Source organism: Rhodococcus sp. NPDC057014 (assembly GCF_042673295.1).
Taxonomy (GTDB): Bacteria; Actinomycetota; Actinomycetes; order Mycobacteriales; family Mycobacteriaceae; genus Rhodococcus_F.
On the sequence record NZ_JBHUSF010000213.1, the window covers coordinates 1 to 15,618 of the forward strand.

Here is a 15,618-nt window from a genome sequence, read left to right on the forward strand (position 1 = left end):
CAACCCGGGGGGTTGCTGCGGGGGTTGTCGGTCACCACCGACATCGCCGGTCCTGCTGCCACGAGTTCCATTGCAGCTGAAACACTTACACCCGGGCTGGGTGCATGTCCGTCGATTCGCCGTCGATCATCACCATTGCCGGACGGGGTGTGTCGACGGTGCCGTCGCCGAGATCGCCGAGGCTGCCGTCGAGCGCCACCAGGTCCGCGCGGCGGCCGGCGGTCAGGGTGCCGACGCGAGTCTCGTCGTGGACCAGGTAGGCGCTGTCGACGGTCATGGCCCGGATCGCGCGATCCACTCCGATCCGCTGGTTCCCGCCGAGCACGGTGCCGCCCCGCGTCATCCTGGTGACCGCGGTGCGGATGGTCGCCAGCGGGTCCATCGGCGTGATCGGGCAGTCCGAATGCAACCCGAACCGCAGACCCAGGTCGTCGGCGCAGGCGAGGGGATCCATGTCGGCGGCCCGCTCGGCGCCGAGGAAGCGGTCGCGGTGGCGATCGCCCCAGTAGAAGACGTGGTTGACGAAGAAACTCACCCCGAGTTCGGCTTCCCGGATTGCGGCCAGGTCGCTCGGTGCGCTCACCTGGCAGTGTTCGATGCGGTGCCGTCCCACCCGGCCGTCGGTGGCCTGCGCCCGCCGCAGCGACGTGATGGCGGCGCCGACGGCGGCGTCGCCGTTGGCGTGCACGGCGACCTGACCACCCGCGCGGTGCACCCGCAGGATCATCTCGTCGAGTTGCTCCTGCGGATAGAGCAGGTCGCCGTGATGACCGGGGTCGCAGGCGTACGGGGCGCGGAGTGCGGCGGACAGTCCCTGGATCGATCCGTCGGCCCAGAATTTCGCGCCCGCCAGCCGGAAGTGCGCTCCGGCCGCGGGTGCGTGCTCGAACGTGACCCGCCGGTCGTCGAGGGCCTGGAGCGCGAGGTCACCGCGGAGGAACCCGACGACGTGCACCGGTAGCTCACCCGATGCGTCCAGTGAGCGGTAGGCGGCCAGTTCCTGCTCGCCCGCCGACAGACCCACCCCGAGATCGTGGATCGTGGTGATTCCCCGTGCCCGCGCCGACTGCAGACTACGGAGCAGGGCACCGTTGACCTCCTGCTCGGTCAGCGCGGGAACCGCCGCGGTGAGCCTCGACACCGCATCGATTTCCCACGCCATCCCGGTCAGCCGGCCGTCGTCCCCGCGGGGGAACAGCGGGTCGTCCACCGGCACCGTCGACTCGTCGATGCCCGCCGCCGCGAGTGCCGCGGTGTTGGCGACGGCGAAATGCCCGCAGATGTGCAGCACGATGACCGGCCTGTCGGTGCTGACCGCGTCGAGATCCGTCCGGGTCGGGTGCCGTCCCTCGGCGATCTGGGTGTCGTCGTAACCCCACCCGCGGATCCAGCCGCTGCCGCCGGCCGAGGCACGCAGCGCCTGCTGAATGTCGGCGATCGACCGGCACGGTGGCGTCCGGCAGTCCGCCCAGCCGTCCGTGAGACCGGCGTACGTGGGGTGGATGTGCGACTCGATGAGCCCCGGGATCACCGTGACGCCGGGCAGGTCGACGCGGCGGGCGCCGATCCCGGCACAGTCGGCCATGTCCTTCGCGGTGCCGGTGGCGAGCACGCGGTCGTCGGCGATGACCAGCGCTTCGACGGTCGGCGACGAGGGGTCCTGGGTGTGGATCGCGTCGGCAGTGAGCAGTGTTCGGGACATTCAGGCACCTACTTGGCTGGGAGTGGCCGTGGATTCCACGGCGGCGGGTGTGCGACCTTCGGTGCGAAGGCCGCGGACGGGGTCGGTGGCCGGCCAGAACAACCGCGTCGCCACCACGAACAGAATGTTGAGGATCAGGGCGGCCGCGCCGAGATTGACACCGTGCTCGGCGAGCCACACGGACACGGGACCGTGCTTGTCGAGATACAGCCACAGCACGACGACGTCTCCGAGCACCACGCCCATCGCGAGGGCGGACGGGCGCAGCTTCCAGCCGAAGACCATCGTCGCGAACACCACGGCGGCCTGTGTGACGCCGTAGTACGCGGTGTTGACCAGGGTCAGCAGGAGCTGAGGTGTCGCGAGGGTCAGCAGGAGCGAGATCGCCAGATACGCGACGACGACTCCGCGTACCCAGATCCGCTGGCGGGATTCGGGGATCCCGGGAATGATGTTGCGCGACACGATCGCACCGATGCCGAGGGCCGCCCCGCACAGCACCACGATCGCGCAGAGGGCCGCGCCGCCCGCGACGACGCCGGTCAGCCAGTCGGGCAACAGTTGTCGCGACAACTGCAGGAGCACCTGGTCGGATTCGGTGCCCTCGAGCTTCGTCGGCAGCAGCGTGATCGCCCCGAACGCGGCGGCGACGAGGAACGGGTACATCAGCATGTACAGGGGATTGAACTTCGCGACCCGCTTGATCGTCGCCTCGGACTTCGCCGCGAGCACGGCCTGCACGATGATCGGGAAGATGAAGAACCCCACCGATTGGAACACGATCGTCGTCAGGACGAACGTCAGTGACGACCCGGTGACCGTGGAGTGCGAGGCCGAGCCGCCACCACTGGCTGCCGCCGCGGCGAACAGCTTCTCGGTGCCACCGGTCTCGATCACTGCCGCCAGTCCGATCAGGACGGCGCCGAGCAGCAGTGCGGTGTCCTTCACGTAGGACACGAACGCGGGGGCGCGCACCCCGGACAGCATGAGGAACAGCAGCGCGAGGGCCGCTCCCGCGAAGACGGCGACGGTGGGGTCGATGGAGATCCCCAGCCCGGTGAGCGCGATCTGGAGTCCGGCGAGCTGAAGCTGACCCCACGGGATGAGGAATACGACCGACGCTATGGCGATCGTCAATTCCAGCCCCCGCGAACGGAAGTGGCGTCCGGCGACGTCGGGCAACGTCATGGCGCCGTACCGCTTGCCTGCCCGCCACAGGTAGGGCGCGAAGAAGTACCCGATCGGGTAGGCCAGCAGGATGTAGCCGATGAACCAGACGCCGTAGCTCGCGCCGTGCGCGTACACACCGCCGGGGAACCCGATCAGGGTGCCGATGCTGTACGCCTCACCCGCCCCCAGGATGAAGACCAGCAGCGGACCGAACGACCGGCCACCCACCAGGTAGTCGGAGATCTCCTTCTTGCTGCCGCGCCGCGACAGCACACCCGCCCCGAGGGCGAGGATCAGCACGAGCGTGAAGAACGCCGCGGTCATGACTGTCCTCCGATCCCACTGCCCGCAGCGGCGGATTCGGCGCGTTCGGCAGCTTCGAAGTCTGTGCGGTCGAACAGCTTCCAGGCGAGATGGAGGCACAGCGAGGTGAGCGGCATCCACAGGAACAACCACGCGAACAGGATCGGAACTCCGAAGACCGCGGCCGTGGACCCGGACAGGGCCACGATGCCGCCCAGAACCCCGGCGAACGGGACACCTATCGCGAGTAAGGCGCTTTTTGCCTCGTTGGACATGATTGTTGGGCTCCTATTCTGACTGCGTCGACCGGCGACGCGGTGTGGTCCGGTGCCGGGCGACGTGCACTCTGGCACTAGTGTGGTCCGAGTCACTCCCCGCGGGCCATGGGCGAATCCCGGAAAACGCCGAAGCGGTTCGTGAATTTCACGGGAGTGTGGAATGCGAGGGGAATGTGCCCGAGTCCGCGGGTGAAGACACGATCCAGCGGTTGTGCCGGCAGGTCTCGGAGGAGATCGAGTCGGTAACCGACCGATCGGTGCGTCAGATCCGCGCCGAGTTGCAGTCGTACGCTGCCGTTCCGATCGACGAACAGCACGAGTACATCGCCCGGCAGCTCGCGGCGACGCTGCGCGCCCTCGCCGAGAGCGAGCCACTCGCCGACGACGTCCTCGAGCGTTCCCGTCAGCTCGGCCGGCGCCGGGCCATGCAGGGATTACCCCTGTCCGATGTCATCGAGACGTATCACATCGCGTCCCGCGAACTGTGGAACACGATGGTCGCCAGAGCGGCCGAACCGACAACCGACCTGTTGCGTGCAGGCGGCATGATGTGGGATCTCGTCCACACCGCCACCAGCGCGGTCGCCGTCGGACACACCGACGCGACCCGAAGCGAACAGGCCATCCGCGCGGGCGTGCGGTACCGATTCTTCGAGGCACTCGCGAGGTCCCGCGACGGCGACGACCGTGACGTGCGCGAGCTGGCGGAGGCGCTCGGGTTCACACCGCAAGACGGGTTTCGAGCGGTGTGCGTCGCGGCGGAGGAGTGGTCGGAAGCGCAGCTCGAGCGGCTGCAACGCACCCTGGACGCGATCCCGGGGACGACCCAGTGCAGTGGGCACGCCGCCGTCATCGTCGCCCTGAGCCAGCACGCACCGATCGACGACATCATCCGCGAGGTCCGGCTCGGCCACCCGGGCACCACCGTCGGCGTCGGATTGGACCGGCCCGGCCTGGCCGGTGCGGCGATGAGCATCACCGACGCGCGGCGGGTCCTGCAACTGGCGTCCCCCACCGGCGCCGTGGTCCGATTCGCCGACGAATGGGTCGCCGCGACGCTGGCAGACCATCGCGCCGAACTCACCACGCTGCTGGCACCGGGGGCCACCGTCGCCGCCGACCACCCGCACCTCGTCGAGGCGGTGTCGGCATTCGCCCGCAACGGCTTCTCCATCAGCGCGGCCGGCCGAGACATTCACCTGCACGCGAACTCCATCACCTACCGGCTCGACCGCTGGCAACAGCTGACCGGCTGGGATCCCCGGACCCTCGACGGCCTGCAGCGCTCGGTGTTGAGTCTCGGACTGTTCCACCGCGATTCGGGCGACACGGCCCCCGACATCGCGGGAGAATAGCGGTCCACCAGCCCGAACCGCGACGAGATCCGGGCCTCGGTCATCCACCGAGCGGGTAACATCGATTCGCCGGCAGGTCGGACGAGGATGGGATTGCGTGGTGAGCGAGGAACTGCCCGCGGGCACACAATCCGTCGGACGTGCGCTGGCCGTGCTCAAGTTGCTCGCATCGTCCGCCGACGAACTCACCGGCAGTGCCATCGCGGCGGAACTCCGGTTGTCGTCCGGTACCGCCAACAGACTCATCCGGGCCCTGATCGCCGAGGGTCTCGTAGCGCGGAATCCGATGTCCGACAGCTACTACCTCGGCAGCGGAACGGTACTGCTCGGTCAGGCCGCGCAGCGCGGGTTCGGCATGGACAAGGCGCTACCCATCCTGGAGCAACTCAATGCCGAGACCCAGGAATCCGTGAACCTCTCCATCCGCCAGGGGTCGGAATCGGTGGTGATGATGCGGGTGCAGTCGACGCTCCCGTTGCGGTTCGAGCAGCACACGGGCGCCCGGTTTCCGCTGTACACGACGGCGTCGGGCAAGGCGATCCTGGCGTTCTCGCCACACGCCGAGACGTACGTCGAGTCACTTCCGCCCACGCTCGCCAAGGTCACTCCGCACAGCTTGAGCACGCCCCGTGAACTGTCGGAGCAACTCCGAGAGATCCGGGTCCGCGGGTACAGCATCGACGAGCAGGAGAACGTCGAGGGTGTGCGTTGCGTCGGCGCACCCATCCTGGACGCGGACGGATACGCGCAGGCAGCGCTGGTGATTCAGGTCCCCACCGTCCGCATGCCCAAGTCGAGGGTCCGGACGCTCGGGGACCGGATCGTCCAGGCGGCGAAGGAAGTATCCCAATTCGTCCCGGTCAACCGGGCGATGTCTCACTGACCGAAAATTCTTCCACGGCCCGGGTGGTTGTCGCCGCCGGAACCGGTGTCGTTCCGTGCCGTCGCGATCCGCCCTGTGCTGGATCCGTCAGATTCTTCTTGTGAGGCACTTCACATATCCACGTTACTGGCCTATCGTCGGTTCACAGTGTGGGGACTATCCCTACATTGTGACAGCGAGGAGTCTCAACGATGTACCGATCGAACGAGAACGAGAGCGTCTTCACCTGGGCAGCACCCCCACTGAAATTCGGTATCGGCGCTTTGGACGAGGTCGGCGCCGAACTGTCCGCACGGGGATCGGAATCCTGTCTGGTGATCACCGACCCGGGCGTTCGCAACACCGGGATCCCCGACCGCATCCGTGATCAGCTGCTCGCCGCAGGCATCAAGGCGGACGTATTCGACGGCGTCGCAGTGGAACCCACGGACGAAAGCATCGACGAGGCCGTCGCATTCGCCCGCGAACGGGAGTGGGACTCCTACATCGCAGTGGGCGGGGGTTCCGCGATCGACACCGCGAAAGCCGTCAACCTCCTCACCACACACCCCGGGGAACTGCTCGACTACGTGACCCCGCCCATCGGCGGAGGTAGGGCGCCGTGGCTTCCCCTCAAACCCCTGATCGCCATACCGACCACCGCGGGCACCGGATCGGAATCGACGACGATCTGCGTCATCGACTTCCTCGGCCTGCACCTGAAGGCCGGGGTCAGTCATGCCGCGTTGCGACCGACGCTCGCCATAGTCGATCCCCTGACCACCGTCACGCTGCCCTCGCAGGTCACCGCTGCGAGCGGGATGGATGTGCTCTCCCACGCGCTCGAGAGCTACACCAGCGTCCGGTTCGACGCCAAACCTGCGCCCGAAGACCCGATGAAGCGCCCCGCCTTCTGCGGTTCCAACCCCATCAGCGACACCTGGTGTGAGCAGGCCCTGTCACTGGTGGGGAAGTACCTGCGACGCGCGGTGATGAACGGGCGGGACCTGGAAGCTCGCTACCAGATGGCGCTGGCCTCGACCTCGGCAGGCACCGGGTTCGGTAACGCGGGCACCCACCTGCCCCACGCCAATGCGTACCCGGTCGCCGGCGCCGTCGAGAACTACCAGGCCGAGGGTTATCCTCCGATGCCGATGGTGCCGCACGGACAGGCCGTATCCGCCACTGCCGCGGCAGTTTTCCGATGGACCTACCCGAGCGACCCCGGCAGGCACCTGCGGGCGGCCGAGCTCCTCTCCGGCCGGACGTTCACGGCCACCGACGGAGCGGACGCGCTCGCGCACGTACTGAGCGAGCTGATGACCGATATCGGAATGCCCTCGGGATTGCGAAGCTTCGGCTACGGGGAGGAGCACCTGGCGACGCTGGTGGATGGCACGATGAAGCAGACACGTCAGCTGGCGGTCGTGCCCCGGCCGGTGACGAGGGACGCCCTCACCCACATATTCCGGGAGTCGTTGTGACCACTCCGCGAGACACCGACAAGGAACCCTCGAAATCCGAGATCCGTACCGTCGTCGCCTCGAGCATCGTCGGGACGACAGTGGAGTGGTACGACTTCTTCCTCTACGGCATCGCCGCCGGCCTGGTGTTCGACAAGCTGTTCTTCCCCAGTTCGGATCCGATCGTCGGCACCTTGCTCGCGTTCGCCACGTTCGCGATCGGATTCATGGCCCGGCCGTTCGGCGGTCTGATCTTCGGTCACATCGGCGACCGCATCGGCAGGAAGAAGACCCTGGTCGCGACCATGATGATCATGGGTGTGGCGACGTGCCTGATCGGACTGGTCCCCACGTACGCGACGATCGGGATCACCGCGCCGATTCTGCTGGTGGTGCTCCGGCTCGCACAGGGGGTCGCGATCGGCGGCGAATGGGGCGGTGCCGTCCTGATGGCCGTCGAATACGCACCCCGCGGTAAGCGCGGGTTCTACGGAAGCCTGCCGCAGATCGGTCTCGCCATCGGCCTGATGTTGGGCACGGGTGTCTTCGCGGCACTCAACTCGACACTGTCCGAGGCCGCATTCCTGGACTGGGGTTGGCGGATCGCCTTCATGCTCAGCGCGATCCTGGTGGCGGTCGGCCTGTTCATCCGCCTGAAGGTCATGGAAACCCCCGCCTTCCGCAAGCTCGAGACGGTGGAGGAGAAGGCCACCGTGCCCGCTCTGGAACTGATCAAGAGCCCGCAGTTGCGGCGAAACATGGTGCTGGGAATGGGAAGTCGATGGGCCGAGGGTGTGGCCTTCAATACGTGGGCGGTATTTGCGATCGCCTACGGCACCGGCACGCTGCACCTCAGCCGTCAAACCCTGCTTCTGGCAGTGATGGCGGCGGCTGCGACCATGATCGTCTTCATTCCCGTCTTCGGAAAGGTCGCCGACCGGTACGACCGCAGGCACGTATTCGCGGCGGGCAGCGTGATCCTCACGGCTGCAGCCTATCCCGCTTTCGTGCTCATCGGCACCGGAGATTCCGCCGTCATCGTCATCACCATCGTGCTGGTCCTCGGCGTCCTCTATCCGATCGTCTACGCCCCCGAGTCCTCGCTGTTCGCGGAACTCTTCCCCACCCGAGTCCGCTACAGCGGAATCTCCGTCGTCTACCAGCTGTCGGGAATCGTCGCGTCCGGTCTGACGCCGCTCGTGCTCGCGTCCCTCCTCGACTCGGCGAGCGGAGGACTCTCACTGATCATGGGATACATCGTTGCGGTGGGCGCTGTCAGCACGCTGTGCACACTCGCAATCCGCCGCCGGGACCTCTACACGGAGGACCGGGACGGCAGTTCACACCCGGACAACGCCGCCATGTCGCACACATCCACGACCTGACACCGACGCTGCGGTGGCCCCGCCTCGGTCTACCGGGAGCGGGGCCTCGGTCTACCGCGGCACCGGCACGGTTCGGAAGTGGATGTCTTCGTCGCAGCTCGAGCGCCGTCGCTGAAGAGGCGTGCCCAGGTATCGTGCGACGCCAAGACCGGCGTGGCGATACGGTAACGCTGTTGCAGCCGCGGACACAGGAGCGCGCAATCGTCTGTCGGGGCGGAGGCGGTGTTGAACCCCCGCAGTAATTCTGCGAGAACAGTCAGATCGACCAATCTGCAGCGAGCCGGCGTGGGACGGTCTGATCAAAACGCTCCGCATGCGACGACGTCGGTTCAGGCTCAGCCAATGATCGAGAGGACATCCTCGACATGGGTGAATTTGACTCGAGGAACACCTTTTTGGGTGCCACACGCAACCTCTGCAGCATCCACCAGTGACCACTGGGACCAAGTCAGCGCTTGCAGACCTCGCTCGTCGAGCATGTTCTGGAGTTCACCGGTGGGGAGAAGTTGGCGGGCGAGCAAGTCTTCGCGGTCGTCGATGACAGCGCGCACCGTCTCGGCGGCACAGGTCCGATTGCTACCGATCACACCGCTCGGGCCTCTCTTGGCCCAGCCTGTCACATACAGGCCAGACATGACTGTAGTGGCGTCGTCGACCACTCGCCCGCGATCATTGCGAATCGCCCCTTGTTCGTCGATCGGCAGGGGCAGTCCGGGTGCGACTTTCGACCCGATCGCACACAGTATGAGCGGGGACTCGATGAGCTCTTCAGTGCCCCGGCCCCCGGTGGGTGTGACCACGAGGCCACTAGCCGAAACGTCTCCGACTACGCGGACGGGAGTCATTCCGAACCGGAATACGATTCGCTTGTTCCCATGTGTGGGTGGTCGCTGCGTGTACGCCCGCGCGGCATCTAGCGCCAGCGTCACCGAAGCGGTATCGCCTTCCACTGCCGCCAAGTCATCACCGTGTATCTCGACGTCGACGCCGTCTAGGTTACCCAGAGCAAGGAACTCTCCGATGGAGAACGCGGCTGCGCGGAAATCGCGCCGGGCGAAGATCACGACTTCACGAATGTTCGAGTCCAGTAGTGCAGCCAATGCGGGCTCCGCAATGTCCGTCAATGCCAGCGCATCTCGATCCATCAACAGGATCCGAGCCACGTCGATCGCGACATTGCCGTTGCCCACCACGATCGCACGCTCTCCACTGAGCTCGTAGGTGTTGGTCACATGATCCGGATGGCCGTTGTACCACGCTACAAAGTCGATCGCGGCGTCGACACCAGTGAGACGGGCGCCAGGGATGTCGAGCTCACGCCCGACTGGTGCACCTACGGCATAGATCACCGCATGATGGTGAGCAAGTAGCTCGTCATGCGTGATGTCTCGACCTATGTCGAGATTGAAATGGCATCGTACGCCCGGCGCTGACAGAGCCTGTGAGAACCTGTCGACAATCCGCTTGGTCCTCTGATGATCTGGCGCAACTCCAGCCCTGACCAAGCCGAACGGTGTTGTCAACCTTTCGAAGACGTTCACTTCTGTTCCGGTATCCACTAGCGCCTCCACGGCGTAACACGCAGACGGCCCCGTGCCGACGATCGCGACGCGCAGGGGTGCCGTTCGGCCGCCGGACACGACGACATCGTTCGCCTCGCTGTCATAAGGAGTCAGCGGCATCTGAATTGCATTGATCTGTTTGAACGGCTGTTGCGACTCCGGCAGATCATCCTCGGGATAGATCGCATCAACCGGGCATTCCTCTGCGCACGCACCACAGTCGATGCAGACGTCTGGATCTATGTAGAGCATGGCCTGCGCACCGTGAAACTCGTTGGTACTCAATCCGATGCAGTTGACAGGGCATACCGAGATGCAGCTGGCGTCCTTGCAGCAGTTCTGACCGATGACATAGGCCACGGGGCGCCCCTTCGGTTCGGTCCGACGTCCGTCTCAGCACGGGCGCGGTGTGAAATAGAGAAGCTTGTGTACAAGCGTACTCAAACTAAACTACCTGGTGGCCCGACGTCAACACTGAACTTCCAGGGGGCGTGAGGTGCCGAATCGCGTTGAGCTCAACCCGAGGGTGCCGGCGCGACCCATGTCCTCGCAGAGTCGTTGCCGCGGCATGACCGAGAATTCCCGGGCTTCGGTCAAGGTGCCACCGTCGGCCAGGATGTCCATCGCGGCGGTGCGCCTGCGCCGGTGCGCGTAGATTCGGCCAATCCCCGCCAGATGCGACAACCGGGGGGATGGCCGCGGAGGGCCCCGAGGTCGTCATCGCCTGCCGCGGCGCCCGCATCCATACGAACACGGCCCGGTCCATGAACCTATTGACTATTGCCTAGGTCACAACTAGTTTGAAACATGTGTACGCCAGTCCACAAAGCGACTTCCCCAGGCGCGTAGACCACGTTCACAGTCAACTGCCGTGCATCGTGCACGCAGCGCCCCTGGATTCGAATCTTCCACTCCGAAGGAGCAGCAAATGAGCAGCCTCGTGTCGAGTCAGCCCGATGTGACCAGTGATGCGTTGGAAAAAACGAGTATTGATCCCGACGGGACGATCGGCAAGCTGGTCGCCACCGGCCGCACTCTGCCCTCGAGTTGGTACAGCAGCGACCAGATCTATCGTCAAGAGCAACTGAACATATTCCGCCGAGGTTGGGAGTATGTCGGGAGTGCGAGCAGCGTCAGCCGGCGGGGCGACTACTTTACCTGCGAGGTTGGCGGCGTTCCGATCGTCGTCGTTCGCGGCAAGGATGATGAGGTGCGGGCACTGGTCAACATCTGCCGGCACCGGCACCACCCGGTGGCCGTCGGTGAGGGCAATTGCTCGGTGCTTCAATGCCTTTATCATGCGTGGACCTACAAGCTCGATGGCCGGTTCAACGCGGCACCCCGTTCAAAGACGGATCCGTCGTTCAGCGGTGACGGGTTGTCGTTGGCGCCGGTGGCTGTAGACAATTTGGGCGATATGCTCTTTGTGAATGTCTCCGGCGACGCCCCGCCGTTGGAGGATGCGCTGGCACCCGCAACGACACTTGCTCGGCAGCGCGGAATCGCCATCGATAGCGCGCGATACCAGGGCAGCCGCGAGTTGATCTTTGGTGCGAACTGGAAGATCGCATGGGAAAACAATCTCGAGTGCTATCACTGCCCGACAGTGCACAAGAACTGGTACAAGACGGCGCGTTTGGGTCCAGAGTATGTATACGTCACTCCGATCAGCCCCCTGCACTTCGAGTACACCTTGGACCAGCACGAAGATGCGCAGCCTGACTACTCTTATCACTTGTGGCCCACCGTCTATTTCGGGTCCGGAGCGTTCAACGAACCCGGCAGCAATGACAGTGGCCTGAACCGCGATTACTTGGCGATGCGTTTCGAACCGATCGGACCGCGTCAGACCAAGATCACCGCCGCGGTCTACGCCGTCGAGGATCTGTCCGAAGAGGTTGTCGCGCAGCGCCTGCAGGCAGTCATCGACATCGTCGAGGAGGATCGCGCGGTCTGCGAACGGGTACAGGCTGCGCATGATTCCGAGATCGGTCCGCCTGGCACCTTGGTAACCGCCGTCGATAGCGAGGCCGCGACGGTGAGGTTGGAGAGACTCGTTTACCGAGCGGTTACTGAGCCGGAGGTTCCGCTTTACAACCCCCTTGATGATTGATTCCTGGGGTCAAGGGTCGTAGGCGCTCAGTGAGCGTTTGATGCTGGCGCCGATGTGGTCGTTGTGCCAGAAGGCGGCGGTCAGCGGGGCTGACGCCCGCGATCCCCGCAGACCACGCCCAAAGGCCCACTCCTCGTTAGTACGATGAAAACCCGCCCAGAACGTAAGCGCCGGCAGGCTGGCGTTAGAGGAACTGCGACATGAATCCACAGACGGAGCTAAGTCCACTCATCGAGACCACCGACATGACCCGCTGGGCTGACGCGATCTGGAACCTCTACGGAGGCCTACGGGTCGAAACCGAACGCGAAAACCCACTTTGGGGCCGCCTCACCCGCCGTGATTTCGAACAGCTTCGAGCGGTGGATCTGCAACTGACCCAGCAAGCCATGCACCGCACTGCGCCCATGATAGCCAGCCACCCGACTAACGAAATCTTCGTCGGTCTGGTCGTCGAGGGAAGCAGCCTCACCGTCCAAGATGGCCGGACCGCGGTAGCCAACCCCGGCGAATTCACCCTCGTTGACAGCACCCGCCCGTACTCGTCGATCCTCACGCAGCCCGCCCGAGTCATCGACTTCTCTTGGACACGAGGGGATTTCGGACTGAGCGAGAGTGAGTCCCTAGACCTGACCGCTCGGACGATCGGCGGAAATACCTCACCACTTGGCCGTGTTCTGACGCCGATGCTGATGGAGCTGTTCCAGATGGACGACGGACTTTCACCCGCCGGCGCCATGCGACTGCAAAGCACCATCGCCGATCTGATTGTCACGGCGGCTCTCGAACTCAGCCTGCCCTGCGTCGCCGACTCCAGGTCGCGCCGGCAGTACGACGAGATGGTTCGCTACATCGATCGCAACCTCGAAGACCCGGAGCTTTCAGCCGACTCGATCGCCGCGGAGTTCTTCGTTTCGACGCGTACGGTGCATCGGCTGTTCGCCAGGTTCGAGAACTCGGCGGCGGCCGTCATTCGGGACCGTCGACTCGAGGCCTGCCGTCAGATGATGCTGTCGCCAGCTCACCGAGGTAAGTCCATCAGCTACCTCATCAGTCAGTTCGGATTCTCGAGCTTGCGCGTGTTTAGTCGGATGTTCACAGCCAAGTACGGCTCTTCTCCGAAGCGCTATAGGGAAACGCACTCGAGCAGTCGCTGACATTTCATTGACACCGACCCGACCCCAATCGCGTTCTCAGTGAGCGGCCATCGTGGACGGGGAAACTGACGGCCTTATCCCCACCATGTCAACTTTTGCAACAGGTTCGCCGTCCTCTCGCCTGCTGCCAGCATGGTTGTGAGACAGATGCTGGCGGTGCGCTCGGGGATGGAAGGCGCATCTCGCAGGGATGGGCACCATTCAAGACTCATCCCTGCGAGTGCACGTCGCGACTGCCAGCAATCGACGACGTGGAAGTAGACAGAGCGCGGCCCGCGGCGAGGACTTCCGAGACCGTGAGCCGCACTCACTCAACCGTCCGCTCAACCACTTACAGGATCAGCCATGGATCTCTACGACAAGACAATGCTCGACTTCGCCTTACGGTGGGCGCCTTATGGCGGTGGTGATGACCACATATTCCCAGAGTTCGGGCTCTCGGTGCCCAGTTTCTACGTGCGTGTCCTCGATCTGATCGATCGGCAAGTACTCGTAGTGGAAGACGAAATCCGGACAGACCGCCTGCGCGCCATGTGTCGATCGAAACTTTCGATGCGCCGCCCCTCATCGATCAGAATGACACGCGGGGCCGAAGGCTGGTTCTGAACGCCGAGAACGACACCACCTCGGCCAAGGTCACCGCCACGGCCGACAGCACATACTGGCTGTTCGACGGCACCGCGGCACTCGTACCAGACGCCCACCTTGCGGACTTCATCATCACCCCCGCCACCACTCCGGACAGCACTAGTCCGCCGTGCGGAAATTAGCTTGACAGTCACCCCTGACTGAATGTCAATCCGCCTTCAAACCTTGCCGCGACGAGGACGACCAAATTCCGAGAGCCACCACAGGCCCTGAGCAGATTGTTCAATCCGATGAATTCTCGCGAGTATCGCAGATGGTCCCAGCGGCGACGCGCCGCATGGGCCGAGGTCGACCGCACGCGCAAGCATCGCGACGCCGAGGCGGAGCGCCTCATCGAGTTCGCCAGTATGTGGACACCATACGGAGGTCCGGACGAGGAAGAGATCCTCGTTCGCTTCGGAATGTCGCGGCTCCGGTTCATCGAACGTTTGTGGCAGGTCTTACCTGATTCCAATTGCGCTCAAGGGGAAATACGCAGTTTAGCGAGCACATATTCCTCGCCCCTTCGAATGAACGATCCTCATCCCGTTCCGTAAGTCGCTCGGCGCACATGGACAGAGGGCGCGGCCGGCGATCCGACGGATCCCAGGCAGTCACGCAAACTTGAGCACCGACTCACATAGGAACGAAGATGTGGAACCGTCATAGTGACAACGACATTCTCGACTTTGCGCTTCTTTGGGAACCGCTCGGTGGGCCTGCACCGAGGGATATCACCGCCGCATTCGCAATCGACATCACCGAGTACAAACGCCGACTAACAGCAGTTGTGCGGTTCCACGTGTCCCAACTTCGGAAAGGCATCACCTCCGGTGAGTTCGTTTACGGGCTGTTTGCGTTATCGGCGCTTGATCGAAATCCACTGCGAGTGGGTGACATATGAGCAACAACATCGTCTAATGGCTCGTTGACGAAGCCAAACCGTCAAGCTACTTATCCCACGTGCTTTCGTTTTTTCTTTCGATCAGCGTTCTTCGCCTGCTGACATCCGGTCTGCGAACGTGATGGACAGAGCGTTGAGCGCTGACTTCCAGCGTATGGCCCACTTGGTCGCCCGGTACCCTTCGGGTCCAGGGGATCGGGTCACCAAGTGGAGTGTCCTGAGCGCGGACCGTTCAATGGGAAAGTGTCCCCGAGCTCGCACCGCGCGGTGGTATCTGGGCGTTGAGACTCGCAATTGCTCTGGTAGAGAACCAGACTCGACGGATACCTACATCGTAGTCGAGGACGGAATGAACTCTTTCCACGCGTTATCCCACAGTTTGAGGATCGCCAGATAGACCGACAGCCAGAACGTCGCCGACTTACCATCACCATCGCCGGCCCACATGCCCGGAGCTGTTTGTCTGCGGCCAACGGAATCCGACGCTTGTGGCCTTGCCGGACTGGTGTGTGGAGGGGGCGACGCCGGCGAGGCAGACCAGCGTTTCGGGGGTGGGGAATCGTGCCCGGCAGTCGCCGATCTCGGCGAGCAGCCGGGCGGCACGGACGGTGCCGGAGCGGGGCAGGCTGGTGAAGATGTGTTCGTCGGCGTGCCCGGCGAGTTGCTTGCCGATCTGCTCGGTGAGCACCTTGATCTGTTCGACGAGGGTGCGCAGGGCGGCGACCAGGGCGCGGGTG

At 64.3% G+C, this 15,618-nt stretch carries 12 protein-coding genes and 1 pseudogene; 7 read left to right on the top strand and 6 right to left on the bottom strand.

Annotated features, from left to right (window positions below):
* Positions 1-85: 85 nt before the first annotated feature.
* From ACFTZB_RS30880 to ACFTZB_RS30890, 3 genes are read right to left on the bottom strand one after another with little or no spacing between them, the layout of a single operon-like run.
* Positions 86-1,702: an amidohydrolase gene (locus tag ACFTZB_RS30880; protein WP_378437285.1), complete on the bottom strand. Its 1,617-nt coding sequence runs from the start codon at positions 1,700-1,702 to the stop codon at positions 86-88.
* Positions 1,703-3,196, bottom strand: a complete 1,494-nt coding sequence (locus tag ACFTZB_RS30885; RefSeq protein ID WP_378437287.1) for a sodium:solute symporter — start codon at positions 3,194-3,196, stop codon at positions 1,703-1,705. It abuts the gene before it with no gap.
* Entirely contained in the window at positions 3,193-3,450 is a 258-nt protein-coding gene (locus tag ACFTZB_RS30890; RefSeq protein ID WP_378437289.1) for a DUF3311 domain-containing protein, read from the bottom strand. Before ACFTZB_RS30890 ends, ACFTZB_RS30885 begins: the two co-directional genes overlap by 4 nt.
* A 176-nt stretch (positions 3,451-3,626) precedes the next feature.
* On the opposite strand from ACFTZB_RS30890, the gene ACFTZB_RS30895 reads away from it, so the two are divergent.
* The 4 genes from ACFTZB_RS30895 to ACFTZB_RS30910 all read left to right on the top strand — a co-directional run bounded on the left by ACFTZB_RS30895 (position 3,627) and on the right by ACFTZB_RS30910 (position 8,518).
* Positions 3,627-4,808, top strand: a complete 1,182-nt coding sequence (locus tag ACFTZB_RS30895) for a PucR family transcriptional regulator (RefSeq protein WP_378437291.1) — start codon at positions 3,627-3,629, stop codon at positions 4,806-4,808.
* Positions 4,809-4,905: 97 nt separating this feature from the next.
* Complete coding sequence (locus tag ACFTZB_RS30900; RefSeq protein ID WP_378437293.1) at positions 4,906-5,691, top strand: IclR family transcriptional regulator; 786 nt, start codon at positions 4,906-4,908, stop codon at positions 5,689-5,691.
* A 191-nt stretch (positions 5,692-5,882) separates the two neighbouring features.
* The gene (locus ACFTZB_RS30905; RefSeq protein ID WP_378437295.1) at positions 5,883-7,154 is read left to right on the top strand and encodes a hydroxyacid-oxoacid transhydrogenase; all 1,272 of its coding nucleotides are present in this window, start codon (positions 5,883-5,885) and stop codon (positions 7,152-7,154) included.
* Positions 7,151-8,518 carry an MFS transporter gene (locus ACFTZB_RS30910; RefSeq protein ID WP_378437297.1) on the top strand — a complete coding sequence of 456 codons (1,368 nt, stop codon included), beginning with the start codon at positions 7,151-7,153 and terminating at the stop codon, positions 8,516-8,518. The genes ACFTZB_RS30905 and ACFTZB_RS30910 overlap by 4 nt, the downstream gene beginning before the upstream one ends.
* 335 nt (positions 8,519-8,853) lie before the next feature.
* Here ACFTZB_RS30910 and ACFTZB_RS30915 read toward each other — a convergent pair whose 3' ends face one another.
* Complete coding sequence (locus tag ACFTZB_RS30915; protein ID WP_378437299.1) at positions 8,854-10,440, bottom strand: 4Fe-4S binding protein; 1,587 nt, start codon at positions 10,438-10,440, stop codon at positions 8,854-8,856.
* A gap of 568 nt (positions 10,441-11,008) precedes the next feature.
* Here ACFTZB_RS30915 and ACFTZB_RS30920 point away from each other — a divergent pair.
* The 3 genes from ACFTZB_RS30920 (at position 11,009) to ACFTZB_RS30930 (ending at position 13,956) form a co-directional block, all read left to right on the top strand.
* A complete protein-coding gene (locus ACFTZB_RS30920) occupies positions 11,009-12,193 on the top strand; it encodes an aromatic ring-hydroxylating dioxygenase subunit alpha (RefSeq protein WP_378437301.1) in 1,185 nt (394 codons plus the stop codon).
* Positions 12,194-12,393: 200 nt separating this feature from the next.
* Positions 12,394-13,350, top strand: coding sequence for a helix-turn-helix domain-containing protein (locus ACFTZB_RS30925; RefSeq protein WP_378437303.1), 957 nt, complete (start codon positions 12,394-12,396; stop codon positions 13,348-13,350).
* A gap of 345 nt (positions 13,351-13,695) precedes the next feature.
* Positions 13,696-13,956, top strand: a complete 261-nt coding sequence (locus ACFTZB_RS30930; protein ID WP_378437305.1) for a DUF3263 domain-containing protein — start codon at positions 13,696-13,698, stop codon at positions 13,954-13,956.
* A 1,006-nt stretch (positions 13,957-14,962) separates the two neighbouring features.
* Here the strand turns inward: ACFTZB_RS30930 and ACFTZB_RS30935 are convergent.
* A pseudogene (locus ACFTZB_RS30935) lies at positions 14,963-15,289 on the bottom strand (transposase); the annotation flags it as partial.
* Between the two features lie 19 nt (positions 15,290-15,308).
* A partial coding sequence (locus tag ACFTZB_RS30940; RefSeq protein ID WP_378437307.1) for a transposase occupies positions 15,309-15,618 on the bottom strand: 310 nt, incomplete at its 5' end.